The following is a 3,361-nucleotide window of genomic DNA, read 5'->3' as shown; positions in this document are numbered from 1 at the left end:
CTCCTGAAAGGGTTACCAATGGTATTGATTTTGAATTTGAGCCAGACATTAGTCCGGATGGAAAATTTGTAATTTACACTACCTGGAGCGATGAGTTTAAAGGCTCCATTAAAAGAGCTGACCTTAAATCTGGCAAAACCATACCACTTACTGATGAAAAAGGCCTCTATTACTCCCCTTCCTACTCTACCAAAGGCGATAAAATTGTTTACCGTAAAGGCGTTGGAAACGATGTTTTAGGATATGCTTATGGCCGCGGCACAGGTATATTTACCATGTCGGCAGATGGAACAGCAAAAACACTGATCTCCGAAAACGGCATAAAGCCACAGTTTAACAAAGACGATACCCGCATCTTTTTTCAAGGAAATGAGGATGGCAAAAAGGCATTTAAAAGTGTAGATCTAAATGGCGGCAATCCGCGTACTCATTACACCTCTACCTATGTTACCCAGTTTTGCCCAAGCCCTGATGGCAAATGGATGGCATTTACAGAGCTATTTAATGTATACATCACCCCGATGGTTACCACAGGATCGCCTTTAGAGCTTTCATCAACAAACAAATCTATTCCGCTAACCAGAGTTACTAAAGATGCGGGAACTTATTTGCATTGGAGTAATGATGGCAGCAAATTACTATGGACATTAGGGCCGCAATACTTTAGTCGTGAAATTAAAAACACCTTTAATTTTGTAGACGGTGCTCCACAAACCATTCCGCCACCAGATTCTATAGGTGTTTCTATTGGCCTGCGTCTTAAAACAGATGTGCCAGACGGTATAACTGCCTTAAAAGGTGCCAGGATAATTACCATGAAAGGTGATGAAGTTATTGAAGAAGGAACCATTATAATAGATCATAACAAAGTTGTAGCAGTAGGTAAAGCAAGCGAAGTAAGTATACCGCAGAATGCTAAAGTGATTGATGTAACGGGAAAAACAATAATGCCGGGTATTATTGATGTACACGCACATTTACGCACCAGTCCGGACGGCATTAGTCCGCAACAAGATTGGTCATACCTTGCTAACCTTGCTTTCGGTGTAACTACCTCACACGATCCATCGAGCAATACAGAAATGGTGTTTAGTCAATCAGAGATGATCAGGTCAGGCCGCATGGTAGGGCCAAGATTATATTCAACGGGTTCTATATTGTATGGTGCAGATGGCGATTTCAAGGTAGTCATTAACAGTTTAGATGATGCTTTATCTCACCTCAGAAGGTTAAAAGCAGTGGGCGCCTTCTCTGTTAAATCATACAACCAGCCTCGTCGTGACCAGCGTCAGCAAATATTAGAAGCCGCACGGCTATTAAAAATGGAAGTAGTTCCAGAAGGTGGTTCTACATTCTTTACCAACATGAACATGATTTCTGATGGTCATACCGGTATTGAACACAGCATCCCGGTTGCTCCGGTTTATAAGGATGTAGTTTCTTTCTGGAATAATACCAAAGTGGCCTACACACCTACCCTTATTGTAAGTTACGGCAGTCAGTGGGGCGAGAACTATTGGTACGACAGAACCAATGTTTGGGAAAATGAAAGGTTAATGGCATTTACACCTCGCCCAATTATAGATTCACGTTCAAGAAGAAGAACTACTTCGGAATACGGAGATTACGGCCACATTGAAGTATCAAAAGCAGTTAAACAAATTGCTGACGGYGGCACAAAAGTAAACTTAGGTGCCCACGGACAAATCCAGGGTCTGGGAGCGCATTGGGAACTATGGATGCTGGTACAAGGTGGCATGACACCGTTACAAGCCATCAGATCGGCCACGCTAAACGGTGCTTCTTATTTAGGTATGGATAAAGAAATAGGTTCATTGGAAAACGGCAAACTTGCGGATCTGGTAATTATGGATGCCAACCCATTGGACGACATCAGAAACTCAGAAAAAATAAAATATGTAATGGTAAATGGTCGTATTTACGACAGCTTATCGATGAATGAAATTGGCGGTCGCGAAAAATTACGCGGCAAGCTGTGGTTTGAGATGGGCAAAGGTATGGTTTACAGTTTCCCAACAGGAAATGCCGAAACCTGGACCTTTACCACCCCTAATTGCGAGTAAAATCGAATAACCCGTTATTTATCCAGTAACGGGTTATTTAGAATACCGGTAAACAAAATTAGTCCGGTTTTCATTTCGCGGATTGCATATACAAATGGACGATTAATAAGAACAGCGGAAGGTTGTTGCACCGATGTGAGTTCAATTCCAACAGAAGTAACAGCAGCGGCTTCAGTTCCGCTTTCATTTACTTCAATAAAAGTTTTGTGTCTCACCTCGTCTATTTCCAAATGCCCGTCCGGATTAATTCTTGTAAAATCGGCAAAGCCATTTTTACCAAACGCCACTTCCATACCCAGATGTTCTAATTGATCATTTAGTTTAATATCATAGCTAAATTTAAACTTAGGCATTTTTATTTCCATACCGGTTTTCTTTAAGCCTGCCATCCATCCTTTCCATTTTGCAGAAGTAATTGAGCCTGCAAATTCATTAATTGTAGTATTACCATTAGGCAATACAATTACCATACTATATTTCTCGTTCCCATAAGGAAGTTCGTATACATTCGCCTCCTGTGAACTTAAATAATTAACAGAAGCTTGCGCAACCATAAAATCTGTTTGAATCTTATTGTTAGCATCTAAATTAAAATCCGCTTTGGCAGTTTTGTTTTTATCGAACTTATATTTCCAATCGCTTTTAAAGTAAACAGCATTAATCAGGTACATTACCATATCACTACCGATCTCATCAATTATACTTGGAATCTTTCCCTGTGTGCTGTTATTTACCCAGCTATTAATTTTGTCTTTTGCAGTCGGACTTTTAAAATCTAACCCTTCAACTTCGGCATTATAGTTATCGGCATTCACCTTTAGAAAACCAGGCAATGGTGTAAAGGTTTTTTCATACCAAATTGAATTGGCAATTTCTAATGTAGCTTTAGGATCTAGCTGAGGCAATTCAGTTGTTATTTTGTGGTAATAACTGTTTATTTCGGCCTCAGTAAAATCTTTAAACTCCATTGTATTTTTTATGGCCTCCAACGTTGAGCCACTGCTGCCGTTACTGGTCATGCCCAAAGCTATACTTACGCTTAAAGGTGATAGCATGAGGTTTTTACCCGCTAATGGTTTTAACAAAGTTTCCTTAAACAGCTTAAAAGTAAAAGCATTATCGGCTTCTGCCTTTTGTTGCTCTCTCGCAGTTAAAATCAGATCTTTTCCCTGGTCTATTGGTTTGCTATCCTTTTTACAAGATGTGGCGGTGATCATTAAAGCGGCAATAGCTAAAAGTAAGATGTGGTTCTTTTTCATCTGGTTAATGGTTTGGTT

Annotated in this window: 2 protein-coding genes; one reads left to right on the top strand and one right to left on the bottom strand. The window is 40.1% G+C overall.

Annotation, left to right across the window (positions count from 1 at the left end; genetic code table 11):
• Window positions 1-2,084 (top strand): amidohydrolase family protein (locus AC1DG9_RS25305; RefSeq protein ID WP_477622595.1); only part of this gene is annotated, 2,084 nt, incomplete at its 5' end.
• 14 nt (window positions 2,085-2,098) lie between these two features.
• Here the strand turns inward: AC1DG9_RS25305 and AC1DG9_RS25300 are convergent.
• Window positions 2,099-3,361 (bottom strand): serpin family protein (locus AC1DG9_RS25300; protein ID WP_477635486.1); only part of this gene is annotated, 1,263 nt, incomplete at its 5' end.

The organism is Pedobacter sp. 05L430, from assembly GCF_056397585.1.
Note: the sequence above shows the minus strand (reverse complement) of the source record. Positions and strands in the feature narration are given on the sequence as shown.